At 45.2% G+C, this 14,248-nt stretch carries 16 protein-coding genes and 1 riboswitch; of the genes, 1 reads left to right on the forward strand and 15 read right to left on the reverse strand.

The features are described from left to right. Positions 1-123 precede the first annotated feature (123 nt). Positions 124-1,542 carry an amino acid permease gene (locus J2S25_RS07325; protein WP_044390809.1) on the reverse strand — a complete coding sequence of 473 codons (1,419 nt, stop codon included), beginning with the start codon at positions 1,540-1,542 and terminating at the stop codon, positions 124-126. Between the two features lie 23 nt (positions 1,543-1,565). Further along, the gene (locus J2S25_RS07330) at positions 1,566-1,796 is read right to left on the reverse strand and encodes a hypothetical protein (protein ID WP_307191581.1); all 231 of its coding nucleotides are present in this window, start codon (positions 1,794-1,796) and stop codon (positions 1,566-1,568) included. Positions 1,797-2,209: 413 nt separating this feature from the next. On the opposite strand from J2S25_RS07330, the gene J2S25_RS07335 reads away from it, so the two are divergent. Next, positions 2,210-3,517 carry an acetamidase/formamidase family protein gene (locus tag J2S25_RS07335; protein WP_044390807.1) on the forward strand — a complete coding sequence of 436 codons (1,308 nt, stop codon included), beginning with the start codon at positions 2,210-2,212 and terminating at the stop codon, positions 3,515-3,517. A gap of 350 nt (positions 3,518-3,867) precedes the next feature. Here J2S25_RS07335 and J2S25_RS07340 read toward each other — a convergent pair whose 3' ends face one another. The 13 genes from J2S25_RS07340 to J2S25_RS07400 are packed head-to-tail and all read right to left on the reverse strand — an operon-like array spanning position 3,868 to position 13,836. Beyond that, the gene (locus J2S25_RS07340; RefSeq protein WP_044390805.1) at positions 3,868-4,479 is read right to left on the reverse strand and encodes a histidine phosphatase family protein; all 612 of its coding nucleotides are present in this window, start codon (positions 4,477-4,479) and stop codon (positions 3,868-3,870) included. 3 nt (positions 4,480-4,482) lie between these two features. Next, positions 4,483-5,202, reverse strand: coding sequence for an AIR synthase related protein (locus tag J2S25_RS07345; protein WP_044390804.1), 720 nt, complete (start codon positions 5,200-5,202; stop codon positions 4,483-4,485). A 19-nt stretch (positions 5,203-5,221) separates the two neighbouring features. Next, complete coding sequence (locus J2S25_RS07350; RefSeq protein ID WP_044390803.1) at positions 5,222-5,713, reverse strand: ECF transporter S component; 492 nt, start codon at positions 5,711-5,713, stop codon at positions 5,222-5,224. Beyond that, positions 5,703-6,299, reverse strand: a complete 597-nt coding sequence (locus J2S25_RS07355; RefSeq protein ID WP_044390801.1) for a cob(I)yrinic acid a,c-diamide adenosyltransferase — start codon at positions 6,297-6,299, stop codon at positions 5,703-5,705. Before J2S25_RS07355 ends, J2S25_RS07350 begins: the two co-directional genes overlap by 11 nt. A gap of 12 nt (positions 6,300-6,311) precedes the next feature. Next, positions 6,312-6,740: a bifunctional adenosylcobinamide kinase/adenosylcobinamide-phosphate guanylyltransferase gene (locus tag J2S25_RS07360; protein WP_044390799.1), complete on the reverse strand. Its 429-nt coding sequence runs from the start codon at positions 6,738-6,740 to the stop codon at positions 6,312-6,314. Continuing rightward, the gene (locus J2S25_RS07365; protein WP_044390797.1) at positions 6,674-7,303 is read right to left on the reverse strand and encodes a histidine phosphatase family protein; all 630 of its coding nucleotides are present in this window, start codon (positions 7,301-7,303) and stop codon (positions 6,674-6,676) included. Before J2S25_RS07365 ends, J2S25_RS07360 begins: the two co-directional genes overlap by 67 nt. Continuing rightward, the gene (gene cobS / locus J2S25_RS07370) at positions 7,261-8,046 is read right to left on the reverse strand and encodes an adenosylcobinamide-GDP ribazoletransferase (RefSeq protein WP_044390794.1); all 786 of its coding nucleotides are present in this window, start codon (positions 8,044-8,046) and stop codon (positions 7,261-7,263) included. The genes J2S25_RS07365 and cobS overlap by 43 nt, the downstream gene beginning before the upstream one ends. Then, entirely contained in the window at positions 8,033-9,532 is a 1,500-nt protein-coding gene (locus J2S25_RS07375) for a cobyric acid synthase (RefSeq protein ID WP_044390792.1), read from the reverse strand. The genes cobS and J2S25_RS07375 overlap by 14 nt, the downstream gene beginning before the upstream one ends. Continuing rightward, positions 9,529-10,110: a bifunctional adenosylcobinamide kinase/adenosylcobinamide-phosphate guanylyltransferase gene (locus J2S25_RS07380; RefSeq protein ID WP_307191582.1), complete on the reverse strand. Its 582-nt coding sequence runs from the start codon at positions 10,108-10,110 to the stop codon at positions 9,529-9,531. The genes J2S25_RS07375 and J2S25_RS07380 overlap by 4 nt, the downstream gene beginning before the upstream one ends. Next, positions 10,089-11,165, reverse strand: a complete 1,077-nt coding sequence (cobD, locus tag J2S25_RS07385; protein WP_044390788.1) for a threonine-phosphate decarboxylase CobD — start codon at positions 11,163-11,165, stop codon at positions 10,089-10,091. The genes J2S25_RS07380 and cobD overlap by 22 nt, the downstream gene beginning before the upstream one ends. Continuing rightward, positions 11,122-12,105 (reverse strand): adenosylcobinamide-phosphate synthase CbiB, encoded by a 984-nt coding sequence (gene cbiB / locus J2S25_RS07390; protein ID WP_044390786.1) that lies wholly within the window; start codon positions 12,103-12,105, stop codon positions 11,122-11,124. The genes cobD and cbiB overlap by 44 nt, the downstream gene beginning before the upstream one ends. Beyond that, positions 12,102-12,818 carry an adenosylcobinamide amidohydrolase gene (locus J2S25_RS07395; protein WP_241768407.1) on the reverse strand — a complete coding sequence of 239 codons (717 nt, stop codon included), beginning with the start codon at positions 12,816-12,818 and terminating at the stop codon, positions 12,102-12,104. Before J2S25_RS07395 ends, cbiB begins: the two co-directional genes overlap by 4 nt. 43 nt (positions 12,819-12,861) lie before the next feature. Beyond that, positions 12,862-13,836: an ABC transporter substrate-binding protein gene (locus tag J2S25_RS07400; protein ID WP_044390784.1), complete on the reverse strand. Its 975-nt coding sequence runs from the start codon at positions 13,834-13,836 to the stop codon at positions 12,862-12,864. A 154-nt stretch (positions 13,837-13,990) separates the two neighbouring features. Further along, positions 13,991-14,189, reverse strand: a riboswitch (cobalamin riboswitch). Positions 14,190-14,248 lie beyond the last annotated feature (59 nt).

Here is a 14,248-nt window from a genome sequence, read left to right on the forward strand (position 1 = left end):
TCATCCTTCATGTGAATCTATTACTATTATTGTAAAGGAAAAAGAACAGGAGGGGTACAGGTTAATAGAGGAAGCAAAAATTTTTAAAAAAAGAAGAACCTGCACACTGGCAGGTTCCCCGTTTTATTCAGTTGCTTCTTTTTTTATCTTCCATCTTTGTGGTGCTACTTTTCCGTAAAAAATAATTCCGCTACCTAACAGGATGACTCCAAAAGTAAAAGTTTTGATATCAGCAGTCCCGGCAATAATCACCCAGATCGAGTAAATCGTCGAAAGGAGCGCAATGATTCCATCAATAATCCTTGATGCAGGTTTGGAGTAAGTTTCCCCAGTCACCACCAGCTTTAATTGGAAAACAGAAGAAATAAAATATGGAACCAAATAAGCTAGTGTGGCGATAAAAATGATAAAATCAAAAGCACTGGAAATCGAATTAGAAATTGTCGAGAAAACAAACAGCTGTCCCAATAAATTCGTAATCACTAATGAATATACCGGCAGCCCCTTTTTATTTTCCTTTAAAAATGAAGGTAGAAAGAGGCCTTGCCTTGCTGCCTGGTACGGCACCTCGGCACTTAACCATACCCAGCCGATCGTTGAACCGAAAAGGCTAATCAGGCCTAAAAACGCGAGGGTTTGCCCTCCGACTGGCCCTAGTACCGTTTCGATCGCATCAATCAGCGGTTTTTCCGATGCAATTAGCGTCTTCTGATCCAACATTCCCATGACTAGCATGCTGATCCCAATGTAGATTGCTAGAGCGATGAATAATCCGATAACGGTGGCACGTTTAACATCCACAGGGCGCTTCGCTCTGGAGGCAAATACCATTGCTGACTCAACCCCAATAAATGCCCAGAGTGTGGTAATAGCTGCATTATTAATCTGGCCGTACAGCCCAATTGTATTTCCAGCTTCATCGAAACGCGGTGCTGAGAATGGCAGGATATTTGCTTTTTGAAAAGCAAATAATCCAATGATAATAAATAGGAAGAAACCAATGACTTTCGCAGCTGTAGCCGCAAAGTTCAACTTACCAGCATATTCCATACCGGACAAAATGATGAAGTGTGTTCCCCATAATAAAATCGTACAAACAAGGAAAGTCATTAAGTTTCCGGTTGTTATTACCGTATCTCCAAAAGTAAACAGCTTTGCCTGGCTAGTTAAAATAGGGAAAAACGTTGAAAGATAGCTAGCGAATGTAGTGATGATGGCTATATTACCTGCCAAATTTCCAATCCAGTATCCCCAGGAAGCCATGAATCCTGAAAGCGTACCAGCATGAGATCCTCGCGGGAATAATTCTTTCGCATAAATTTGCGGTCCACCGGTCAGATGAGGCTTTCTTAATGCCAAATTCCCAAAAACCAATGCCGTCATTAATACACCAAAACCAGTCAGCAGCCACCCAAGCAAAACTCCGAGTGGACTTGCAGCCTCTGAAAGTGACCGAGGAATCATGAAAATCCCCGAACCTACCATATTCCCAACAACCAAGGCTGTCAGAATCCAGACACTTAATTTATTTGATTGACCCATGATGATCTTCTCCTTATAGTTTCCTAATTTAAAGAATAAGTTAGTATAAATTTTGCTTTGATAATTGTCCAGCTACAGCGCCTAGCCCCTCGAGTCGCTGGTCTAGTGTCGCCTCCTAGAAACTCTGAAACTTCAACTCCGCCGGCAGAAGCAAAAATCGCTTCTTCCGGGGAGTCTCCAGTTTCTGCGTTTCTGGGCAGTCGGCTATCCTTTTCGGTTTCGGTCCGTCCAATGAAGTCAAAGAACGACTTCACCGGTCGGTCCTCCAGCGCTTGTCGGGGCTGACCAAGGCGCTTGCGCTTTTCTTATTTATCAGCCTTCCCTTGACACAGAAAAAAAACACACCTAATGAAATGGCTGTCTAGAGGCGCAACTATGAAAAAGGGAAGTTTCCCACTTAATAGCTGATTCTGAGCAAAAAAGGCGATCAATCTCTCTTGACACAGTTCAAGTAGGATAAATATGTACAAGACTAAGTAATCATACAGAAGAATTTATCCTGTGTCAAAGAGAAAATTTTACCTTGTTAAAGGGATAAAGTCGTATGTAAAAATCAATAGAATCTTTCTCCTCTCTCCTTCACAATCGTTCAATCTTATTATTCGCGTCTCTCAAAAAAAAATTTTATAATGAAAGAGGTAAGAAAATTCAGAAAGGGTGAGTTCAAATGAGAGAAGCAATGCAAACCGTGTATGTGAATGAGTTTACTAACGGTATTTTAGACCCTGAGCAAGAAATGCTTGGTCCAGTAAAAAATGGCGGACATATAATTGCTAACACAGCGCCGGGATGCTGGGGACCAATGATCACTCCTCGTATTCGTGGCGGACATGAAGTCACAAAACCGGTTTTTGTCGAAGGAGCAGAAGTAGGCGATGCCATTGCCATTCGCATTAAGTCGATACAGGTCACTTCGATGGGAACTTCATCTGGTAACGATGCCCCTGTAGAAGGCAGATTTGTTGGCGATCCTTTCGTCGCAGTGAAATGTCCTGGCTGCGGGCAGCTTTATCCGGATACGAAGGTAGTTGGGACTGGTCCCGAGTCGGTTCGCTGCAGCAATTGTGGTACGGATGTGACCCCTTTTGTTTTTACAAATGGCTATACAATAGCATTTGACTCTAATAGACGGGTTGGCGTCACTCTAGATAAAACGGCCGCAGAAGAAGCTGCCAAACAAGGGCGCTCATTTATGAACACTCCAGAAAATTCAGTTCAAAACCCAATCGTCGCTTTTGCCCCACATGACTTGGTCGGAACGGTAGCTAGGCTTCGTCCTTTCTTGGGACAGCTAGGTACAACACCTGGCAGAGCTTTTCCTGATTCTCATAATGCGGGTGACTTTGGCCAATTCCTGGTTGATGCCCCTCACGAATATGGAATTACCAGGGAACAGCTTGCAGACCGCACTGATGGCCACATGGACATTAATAGGGTTCGCGAGGGCGCCATCTTGATATGCCCTGTAAAAGTGGAAGGCGGCGGAATATATATTGGGGATATGCATGCAATGCAGGGAGACGGAGAGATTGCAGGCCATACGGCAGATGTATCAGGCATCGTAACGCTTCAAACCATCGTCATAAAGGGCTTGAACATCGACGGACCGATCCTGCTGCCTGTTGGCGAAGATCTCCCATACCTGGCTAAACCAATCACAAAAAAAGAAAAAGCCACTGCCCAGAAAGTAGCCGGACAATGGGGTGTCCGTCAACTAGAGGACTCCCTGCCAATCTCCTTCATTGGCACAGGAGCCAACTTGAACGAGGCAACCGAAAACGGATTACAGCGTGCAGCCGAAGCTTTCGGAATCACCGTACCAGAAGTGATGAACAGGGCGACCATTACGGGATCCATTGAAATCGGCCGCCATCCGGGAGTCGTCACGGTAACCTTCCTAGCACCAACCAGTTATATTGATCAATTAGGATTGACGCATTTGGTTAAAGATCAGTATCGTGATCTATTGGAATAAATAAGAAAAACCGGGCGAAAACCGCCCGGTCCTTTTTGGTTTGGCTGATAATCGGGGCTGTTGATTGAAACGTATGACACTCGCTTTCCGCGGGGCGTCAGGTGAGCCTCTTCTCTCCTCTCCTCGTTTCGCTCAAACCTTACCGATAGCAACCGAGCCTATCACCATCCAAATAAATAATTTCACCCCAAATCTGTCAAAATAACAGGGGTTTCTTGACAACTTTCCACTCTACACACCCAAACCTGTCAAAATAACAGGGGTTTCTTGACAACTTTTCGCTCTACACACCCAAACCTGTCAAAATAACGAGGCTTTCTTGACACTATCGCTTGCAACTTGGTTAGCTGTCATAATTCAATATGTAAAACGCAAGCTTCGAGCAGAAGCTCTTTTTTTCCGGCATCAAGTGATACAATCGTTAAGCTTGTACCATGAATGAATGGGGGATCCCATAAGTGCTTCAAGGATGTATTCCGGCACAGCAAGTATAAGGTTTTCATCACAACGCCATGTGTAACAATCAAGATATTGCCTTCCGTCACTGTCTCCTCCAAATCCTTCAAAAATTTTATTATCCTTTGCTGTACCTGTAAAAAGGTTTCACCGCCAACGCCTTTGTACCGTTCAGGCTCGTTCCAGTACGCATCGAATTCTTCGGGATAGAGAGATTTCACTTCTTCCTCTGTTTTTCCCTGCCAGGCTCCTAAATCGATTTCCATTAACCTTTCATCGGTGGTCAACGGTATCATCCGTTCTCCTTTTACCAGCCTGGCTGTTTCCAATGTTCTCCCACTGGGAGACGAAATGATCTGGCAGAACTCTGTATTATCAAGCCTGTCTCCCAGAGAGCGAGCATCTTTTTTCCCTTTCTCCGTAAGGGAAGAGTCCAGTCTGCCCTGGCTTCTTTTTTCTTTATTCCATTCTGTTTCTCCATGTCTGATTACATACAAATGGATCATGATTCACCCCGAATAATTGATTTCATGAAAATAGCGGCCGGAAATCGAGATAAGTTTGTGCATGATTTCTTTTGGAAAGACTGCAACAAAGCAGGTTGATGGGCCAGAAGATTTTAAGACTTCGACAGTTGCGTCCACATTCTTTTCAGTAAATGTGACATTTTCGAACAAGGTATTCAACTCATGAAGGATTCCTTTGGAGCCGACTGGAATTGTGACAACTTCTTCCAAATCGCAAATCCGCGCAAAAACAGACAAAGGGACAATCTGTTCTTCCTTTTCCACGACCTCCTGCCCGACTAGCGGAGAGCCAATAACTGCTATGCGAGTTTGAGCGTTATACATCAGTTTCTCAGTATTTTCGCTTGCTTTTGTTTTTCCCAGCACAGAAATGCCAACAGCGGATTGATTTAAGGAAAAATTGCTTTCCGTACTTCCGGTGATCTTGATTTTCACCGTTTCCAGCTCGCGAATTCCCTGTTCCATCCCTTGTAAAAGATCTTCCCAGGCTTCCTCACCGCAAAAGTTCTGCACAACGACCGCAAATGGTTCTGCACCCGCACTTATGCACTCCATGACAGCCACTCTAAAGGAGTAGTAAGCGACGGTTTTATATGAAACCTGAACCGCATCCCCCACTTTCATTCCGATACTACCGCTGTTATCACTGGAAATGACAATATTCTCTTCTTCATTCAAAGGAATGGCTAAAATATCTCTCACTTGCTTTCCTCCCTGTTAACTATGCCTGTCTTGAAAATGGAAGGACTGGTCCGAGCATTCGAGCAATCCTCGGCAAAACAGCATAGGCAAAAACAGTATTCAAAACAGAACCGATCAACAATGATGGCACAATAGCTAAGTAAAAAGACTTTCCCATTAACATTATAAACGGAAGCGGGGCGGCGAAGCTGTTGCCGATGATAAATAGTAAGACTGCTGACCAGCGTTTGTCGTTTCTATATAATACCCCGAATAGAAATACAAGCAAGGCCATTTCACCGGCAATTAGGAAATGAAAAGGTCCGAGCGGCATTCCGGCAATGATTGCAGATAGCAAGTGGCCAATCCCGCCAACTGCTGCTCCTGCCGGCCCTCCCAAAAGTCCTGCTGCCACTAAGGCAGGCAAGGAATCTAAGGCCACACTCCCAATTACTGCCGGAAGCTTAATGGAGGCGCCCGCCGCCGAAAGGGCGATGAACATGGCCAACCAGGATAATTTCTTATTCTTCACCCTGCTTTTCCTCCTTGCGCTTTCCCTCCCTGAACACCTTGGCACTCCGAACATATTCAATATCCTGTAGATGGAGCCTGAAGTTAATCACCCTGGCCAGAGCAAAGAAATAATCAGACAATCGATTTAAAAATTGCAGAGCAGTTTCGGAAACTTCCGGGTCAGATTTCAACAAGGAAACGACTAATCTTTCCGCCCTTCTTGTTACCGTGCGGGCTAGATGGATCGAAGCGGCAGCAGGGGCCCCTCCCGGCAAAATGAATCTCTCCAGTTTCGGAGCTTCGACAATTAGTTCGTCAATTTTCTTTTCTAGGTAGTCTACGGATGGCTTCGTCAGTTTAAGCTCCCGGCTCTTCGTTACATTCGCTAAATCGCCGCCGCAGTCGAACAGTTCATGTTGGATTTTTTCAAGGTCTTCAAGGACATCTGAAAAAATTGCAGGATCCAGCTGGGTAATAGCCTGGCCAACAAAACAATTCACTTCATCGACCGTTCCGTATGCTTCGACACGGATATCATCTTTATCAACCCGGCCTCCGATTATGCTCGTTTTTCCTTTGTCGCCTGTTCTCGTATATAGTCTCATGTCCATTCCCCTTTATTTTAGTTTTTGACTGATTCCGTACCAGATTACGTCAACCCTCTCTGCCGCTGATACAAGATCCTGGTAAACCCATCCTGTAGTATCGCGCCACCATCGATCTTCGGCAGCCATTGGAACGATTCCTTTCGAAATATCACTCCCGATCAGCACCAGTTTCCGCTGTTGGTCCATACTTTCCCACTTCAACCATTCCCGAACAAGTGACTGCCATTTTTCCCGGCATTCGTCAGCAGGAATGGTTTGATTTATTTGGCGGATCCACCATTCAATGCCTTCCAAAACGATGATTTGTTTGCCATTCAGTACTGGAATTTCATCGCCTTGGTAAGCTGAGATCCAAGAACTTTCTCGCTCCGCTAGCTGATATTGCTCCCTGACCCATTTTGCTTTCCCATTAAAGGAACCTCCTGTAACGAAATGCACCGTTCGCCCCTCCTTAATCTCTCGCTGCTGCAAGTTAGTTGATAACCTCGTCCATACGGAATGCTCCATTCCCAAAAATCTTTCTGTTCTGGCGAATACGAACTCAATAAATAACGAATCACACCGCCATGTGTGACAAGTGCAGATGTTCTTACCCGTTGTTCCAGCATATTCGTAGTCATTTCTGCCCAGCCTTTCTGTACGCGCCGGGTAAAGGCAGAAAAGGATTCCCCATTTGGAGGAGAAATGCTGAAAGGGTTATCAAGCCACTTTTGATAGATGGTGTCGTGCTTTAGCTGTTCGTATGTTTTTCCTTCCCAATCTCCAAAACTCATTTCCCGAAGTTCTGGCAAAACTTCCGCTGTTTTTTTCGGAAACAGGAGATTCGCAGTTTGCCTGCATCTCCCAAGATCACTTGTATAAACCCTATCAAAATTTTCAGGAATCTCGGAGAAAACCTGTCCCGGCATCAAAGGGGAATCCGTCCACCCTACATATGCCCGCCGTTTATTTTCCGCCGTCATCCCATGGCGAAATAATGCAATAGCCACAGTGTCATCCACAGTAAAACCTCCGTTAATTCGACACTTGCGCCGAGTGAATCCCCAGTCAATCCTCCAAACCATTCCACGATCTTCTGCTTAAGGAACAGGACAATGAGAATAGCAACAAGGAGATAGCTTGCCAGACTACTATACAGACCATTAAAAAGCAACAGCACTACAAATCCAAGGAGATAAACTGGATAAATCCATACGGTTTTCTGTGAAGAAGACTCTTTAAACAATGCGCCGAGCCCTTCCTTTTTTGCTGGCTTGACTGAAACGAGCAACACTCCCATTACTGTTCTGCTTAGAAACGGAATAGCAAGTGCTAGCAGATAGGTAGCATCTCCTATCATGTTGATAATTTCGTAAAGGAAGAAAAATCTCGCACTCAACAGCACAATAACGGACAAAACCCCAAACGCCCCGGTCCTTGGATCCTTCATAATTTCTAGTCGCTTTTGCTGATCCCGGTAAGAGAAAAACGCATCACTTGAATCAATCCAGCCATCCAAATGGATTCCTCCGGTTAAGAGGATAGTTGCAAGCCACAGGACAAACGCAGCTGCTAGTGGTGAAAACGGGGTCCACTCCATCAAGCTATAAAGAAGACCAGCGTAAATGGCGCCTTGCACTATCCCAAGTATCGGGAATGTTTGAATCGCTCTTTCCAGATGCTTTTTGTCCATTGGTAAGCTAAGTGGAATGGGTATCGTCGAGAAGAACTGGAGATTGATCAGAAATCCCTTAAACCAACTCATGGCTATTTCTCCAATGATCAGAAATTTCCTTCAGCTTTTCCCAGTGTAGATGTTTTTTTAAATGCTCGGCCAGTTCATCATACTTCTGGTCCTTGAGCCTGCTGATATAAACGGGTTTTTGCTCAGGAAGTCCCTTCGCCGTTCGAATGGAATTCAGCCAGTGATTTCTCCAATCATCATTGTGAAAGATATGATGCAGATAGGTCCCAATGATCCGGCCGTCCTTTCCGTAAAAACCTTCTTCACTGCCATTCTTCAGCAGCAGGAATGGCTGACAGCAACCAATTTCCGTATCGCCAAGATGAATTTCGAACCCCTGGACAGTAAGATCCGTTCCAATGCGCCTATGGAGTTTCCCTTCTGTTCGCACAGTGGTTTTCTCCATTGAAAAGGTAGTGACAGCTGGAATGATTCCCAGTCCTTCTTCCTCCGAGCAGGCTGCACCGGTATCGCTTCCGAGCGGGTCAAGCAGCTTCTCGCCAAGCATTTGGTAGCCACCGCAAATCCCAGCTATAAATCCTCCATTCGCAGCATAATCACGAAGCCAGCTGTCGATTCCTTCCTTTTTAAAATATTGAAGGTCCTTGATCGTGCTTTTTGTGCCAGGCAGGAGCACAGCGTCTGGTTCGCCGATCTCCCGAAGTGAATGGACCCAGCGGACTGACACGTCCTGCTCATGATAGAAAGGCTCAACATCACTGTAGTTCGAAATGTATGGAGGCTTGAAAACGGCAATATCTAGTCCGGTTTTGTAAGTAGATGCGGGGATCGATAAAGAATCTTCGCCATCCATCATATGGTTTTCGAGAAATGGGAGTACACCAAGTACAGGAATCCCTGTTCTGGATTCCAGCCAGTCAATCCCTTGTTCAAATAAGGAGATGTCGCCGCGAAATTTATTGATGATGAGACCTTTGACCCGCTTTTTTTCCTCTGGAGACATTAGTTCTAATGTGCCGATAATGCTGGCGAATACGCCGCCCCTGTCAATATCTGCGACTAGAACAGCTGGTACATCAGCAATTTCTGCCACCTTCATGTTGACCAGCTCCCGGTCCTTCAAATTGATTTCAACCGGGCTGCCCGCACCCTCCATTACAATCATTTCAAATTCCTCTTGAAGTTTTTCGAAAGCGGAAGATATTGCCTTCAGTCCCTGTTCGTAAAAAACGTCCCGATAAGCCTTTCCCGACAATGTATCGACTGCTTTCCCAAATAAGACCACTTCCGCATTCTGGTCGGACCTTGGCTTTAGCAGAATCGGATTCATCCAGACCGTCGCCTCGGTCCTTGCTGCCTCTGCCTGAATCCCCTGGGCTCTGCCGATTTCTTTTCCATCAGCAGTCACATACGAGTTGTTGGACATGTTTTGCGATTTGAATGGTGCTACTTTAACACCCTCATTTGCATAGGCCCGGCAAATTGCAGTCACAATCAGGCTTTTCCCAACATCCGAAGCTGTGCCTAATACGATAATTCCCTTCATGGAGAAACCTCTCCCTTCCTCCTCATCGGCACACCAGCTTCCACCAAATAGGCAAAATCCGCTTCTTTTACAATAGCTTGATGAAGCTTGCCTAGTATCCTAGCATAGGTGAATACCATCGCTTCATCCGGTATTGCTGCCCCGAGGACTTCATTGCTGACAACGATGAGGGCTCTTGTTTGCTGAGCCACTTGCTTCAGATCATTTATGATTTTTGTTTCAATCCTTTTTGAGACCTCAACCTGTTCTTGCTGCCAATCTATATGGAAGAATTCATTGTTTAACAGCGTGGTCAGGCAATCCAGCAGGACAATATCATTTTTTGTGAGAACGATAGAAAGCTGAGAAAGATTTCTTGGAATCTCCCATATTCTCCAGTGCAGCCCGCTGAGTTCACGGTCCCGTTGATGGCGCAGAATTCTTTCTTTCATTTCCTGATCGCTCGGCTGCCCTGCGGCAACATAATGCAGCTGCCCAGAATATTTCGCTTGCCATTCTCCTGCTAAATTTTCAGCAAAGCGGCTTTTGCCACTGCGGACACCACCAGTGATAAAAATTAAAGACGACTCCCCAGCCATTCATCCACCGCCTCCATCAATTTGTCGTTCTCCGCAGGTTTCTTAATCGCAAATCTCAGCCATGCTCCATCAAGTCCAGGAAAGTTTACGGTATGTCTCGGTATGATTCCTCTTTCCAGCAGAAATTTCAAGAACGGATACTGGTCATTAAGAGACGAGTCCGTTAGCAGATAAAAATTTATCTGGGACGGAGAAACGGTCAAGTTTCGGTTTTGATAAAAACGGAAAAGACGTTCTCTTTCCTGTTTGATTAAGGCAATCGTTTCTTTTATATAAGATTCACTATCGAGACACCATTCCCCTGCTTTCAATGCAATCGCATTTGTACTCCAATGGGGTTGGATCGCTGCAAGCTTGCTAATGACTTCTTGATCTGCAAGCAAATAGCCAAGCCTTAATCCAGGGATCGCAAACATTTTCGTCATCGATCGAATGAGGAGCAGATTCCGATATTCATGTATGTAAGGGGAAATAGATTCATATTCTTCGAGGAAGTCGAAAAATGCCTCATCGACAATTAGCAAGCAATGCAGCCTTGTGCACTCCTCTAGCAAATGAAGAATGATCGATTTAGGATAGTAGGCACCTGTTGGATTATTAGGATTGCATAGAAATAAGGCAGCTGCTTTCTGGAGCTTGTCACTTACATTGTCCTCGATCCAGGCCCCGTCAGCTGGCAGCTGGTGATACTCAATTTGGCAGCCATTCCCCCTGCATGCTTCTTCGTATTCTGAAAAAGCAGGCTGGACAATCACCACCTGTTTCCCTGCAAGCATCCGGCCAATCAGGGAAATAATTTCAGCGGCTCCATTTCCGAGAAGCACCTGATTTTCCTGCAATCCTTCGCGATCGGCTAGCTTTCTTTTTAAAAATGTCCCGTTTGGGTCGGGATACTCATGAACCGATTCTAGGAGTTCGCCCCAATTTTCTTTTACCAAAGGAGGTGGTCCCAGTGGATTTATATTGGCGCTGAAATCCAGCTTTTCCTTTGGAATGGTCAGGTTCATTTCTTCATATAAATAATGTGGATTGGCACCATGAGATGGCCACTTCAAAGACAATTCCCCCAAGCCACAGCACTGCTAAAAAGAGCGGAACAGTCGCTGTTACAATTTTGTTTGCTGCTACCATATGATTTTTCTCAAGAGGGACAAGTTCTTCGCCCATCGTGGCGCGTTTCGATACGATCCCTTTATAATAATTGATGCCTCCAAGCTGGATCCCCATGATCGCAGCCACAGCGGCCTCTCCCCAACCGCTGTTCGGACTTGGGTGCTTTCTGGCGTCGCGCCTAACCATTTTCCAGGCAGACATTCTAGTAGTGTACATCGGGCGGTTCATTATGATCATACAAAGAGAAGTTAACCGGCTTGGTAGCCAGTTCACCAAATCATCCAGTTTTGCCGATGCCCAGCCAAATTCAAGATACTTCTCGTTTTTATAACCAACCATCGAATCACAAGTATTGATTGCCCGGTATATAAGCGCAAACGGGGCTCCTCCAATGGCCGCCCAGAAAAGCGGAGCAGTAATGCCATCGCTCGTGTTTTCAGCAACCGTTTCAACGGCCGCTCGGACTATTTCTGGCTCATCAAGCCGTTCTGTATCGCGGCCAACAATCCAAGAAAGCTTTTCTCTTGCCTCTTCAAGATTGTTAGTAACAAGTGGATCATAAACCGATAGACTAGCTTCCTTGAGACTTTTTTGGGCAATCGCGGTAGAAATCAGCATCGCTTCCATGAAAATGCCCGCTGCTGGATGGATGTAGTAAAAAATGGAAGTAACCAAGATGGCAATGCCCCCTACAATCAGCAGAACAACGATCACCATTGCCGTGCCTTTTGCCTTTTTGCCGCTGCCCCTATTCATTATGCGGTCCAATTTGTAAATAAGTGTGCCCATCCATTTCACCGGATGCGGCCAGTCCGGCGGATCCCCCACAAACCAATCAAGGAGGACAGCAAATGTTACGGCGATAAGATGATGGACGATCACTTCTTCCCCCTTTTCTGGCTGCTCCTAATTGCTTCGACTGTACATTCATAGACACCTTTGCCAATGATTTGTCCAAGAGGAGTTATCGTGCCGGCATATTCCAGCTTTTGCCCACGCTGGGAAGAGGCGATGAGAATGCTGTCAGTTGAAGTACCTGTTGCCACGGTCCCTGACAAGGAGTCCCTTATCTCCAAATCATGCAGCGCCTTTGTTTTTGCTTCTGTTGCTGTGATAATACTTTGGATGAACGCTTCTTCGGTCAGTTCACCGCTTATGTAAATCCAGGTATTGATCGTTCCAGGTGATGAGTCATTGGAATAATACTCCCTGCTTCTCGAGGCATCCACCGCATTTCCCACACCTGCTGTTATAACGAAAAACACTGAAAACCCTTCTTCTTGATATTGCTTATAACATACATCTTCTGTCCTCACGGCAGTCATCATCCCCACCGTTTCCTTCGGCTCTATTCCCTGTTTCTTCAAATATTGGCTCATTTCTTCCCGATGGTCCCTGCAATTATAATCCTTGTTCACATGGCGGTTCACGAAGCTGCTGTACCAGCCCGTTCCCGCGCCAACAACTCCCGAAGAAATAGTTCTTAATGGAATAGGAGATTTCAAGACAATGAAATCTCCTGTCACTTCAAGATGGCTTGAGCCTATTTCCACTGCTGCTGCCTCGTCTGAGCCATTTGTAGGAAGCAATACCATTTCTGGCACAGCCTCCTTTAAATGTGAAAAAGGGCTCAACTTTTTAGTTAAAAACATCTGGGTAAACCGCTTTTGCAAGCTCTTCTAACCCTTCTGTCAGTCTCGGCCCTGTTCGCGTCACCTTGTCTGAATGTACATCAACTACGCGATTTTCTTTGACCGCGGTAATATTCTCCCAGCCTTTGCGGCTTGTTACATTTTTAACTGGCTCAGGTGTATAGTAACCGTGGGTGGTAATAATCACATCTGGATTTCTTTTTATAATTGTCTCTGAATCCAGCTTAGGCCATCCCTCTTCGGTAACGGTATTCTCTGCATTTATGATCTGCAGCATTTCATCAATGAATGTATTTTTCCCAGCTGCATAAACCTCCGGCGCCGGAGATACTTCTACAAATACTGACTTGCGATCTTCCTCTTTTATTGCTTGTGCTTTTGTTTGAATCTCTTCCGTTTTATTCTTCATGTCCGCAATCATCGCATCCGCTTTTTCCTTTTGGCCGGATGCTGTTCCCAGCATGCTGATCGATTCATATACTTGATCGAAAGTTGTCGCATCATTCACGACAAGTACGGTAATGCCCGCATCTCTAAGCTGCTGCAATCCAGCTTCCGATGTATGGGCACTTGAAGCATGGGCAAGAACCAAATCAGGCTTCAAAGAAATGATTTTCTCGACATTAAACTCCATGCCGCCAACTTTCTCTTTCTCCGCCACTTGTTCAGGGAAATTATCAAAATCAGAAACTCCAACAATCTGTTCCTCCAGACCCAACCCGTATGCAATTTCTGTATTGCTTGGAATCAGGGAAACAATTTTTTCCGGTTTTGATTCTATTGTTACATCTTGTCCTGTTCCGTCTGTGATCACTACAGGGAAAGTCACTTCTGCCTGCGGGGCTGTTTCTGCAGTGTTTGTGTTTTCTTGTTTCGTCTTATCCGCATTGTCGCTGCCACATCCAGCTAGCGACCCAATCAACAGCAATAAAGCAAATAGGAACGCGTTCCACTTTTTCATCCTTCATTCCTCCAAATTATCTTTTAAAGTACCAATTTTTTTTAAAAAACCGTCTATAAACCTAAAAAAACACCCCCATTATTCCATGGAGATGTTTGTGCCGGTTTGTCTATTAAGACAGAATCGTTCTCAAACACCTCCTATCCTCGTAGGTTGTGAAGCAAAGAATCTGGCAGGTCTCCTGGCTTCTGGTCATTGCAAATCAAGCGCCTTCCCATACAAAAAGTACAGTGGCAACATGCTTGAAGCTCCCAGTTACAGTGGCGGGACCGCGTTGGAATTTCACCAACCTTCCCTATTAAGTCTCTAAACTAGAAATGCGTTTAGAAAACACCAAATCTTTATGTATTTAATTTTCCGTTGGTATATATTATACACAATTTTTGTCGAAAAAAGTGTCAATTTGAGACGA

Source organism: Mesobacillus stamsii (assembly GCF_030814065.1).
GTDB classification, from domain to species: Bacteria; Bacillota; Bacilli; order Bacillales; family Cytobacillaceae; genus Mesobacillus; species Mesobacillus stamsii.